This window comes from Polaromonas sp. P3_C2, from assembly GCF_056402675.1.
On record NZ_JBFUGX010001196.1, the window covers coordinates 1 to 665 of the forward strand.

The window sequence follows — 665 nt, forward strand, 5'->3', positions numbered from 1 at the left end:
CCGACCCGGATGGCGACGCTTCGCAGCGGCTGGGGACACAGTGGCTGCAATCGCTGCTCGACATCCAGCAGGAAACACGCGATGCGGCCGAGTTCTGGGATCACGTCAAGATTGACCTGTTTCCCGAGGCGGTCTATGTGTTCACGCCGAAAAGCCAGATCATGGCCATGCCGCGCGGCGCGACCATCGTGGACTTTGCTTACGCCATTCACAGTGACGTGGGGCACCGGGCCGTGGCGGCCAAAGTCAACGGCGAGCAGGTGCCACTTCGCTCAGAGCTGCATAACGGCGACGTGATCGAAATCATCACGGCGTCGGTCTCCAGCCCCAACCCCGGCTGGCTGGGATTTGTACGCACGGGGAAAGCCCGCTCCAAAATACGCCACCACCTGAAAACCATGGCGCTGTCCGAGTCGCAAGACCTGGGCGAAAAAATGCTCGCGCAGGCGCTGCGTGCCGAGGGCATCGAACGCGAACGCCTCCCCGACGACGATGAAGCCCACCACGCCACCTGGGAAAAGATCCTGCGTTTTACCGGCAACCGGTCACGTGCCGATCTGCTAACCGACATCGGGCTGGGCAAACGGATCGCCAGCATGGTGGCCAAGCGCATCGTCACCCTGCTTGCCGAAACCGGTGAAAAACCCAATGCCCTGCTCATGAGC

At 62.1% G+C, this 665-nt stretch carries 1 protein-coding gene; it reads left to right on the forward strand.

Annotation, left to right across the window (positions count from 1 at the left end; genetic code table 11):
• A partial coding sequence (locus AC1DWI_RS25555; RefSeq protein ID WP_477726239.1) for a TGS domain-containing protein occupies nt 1–665 on the forward strand: 665 nt, incomplete at both ends.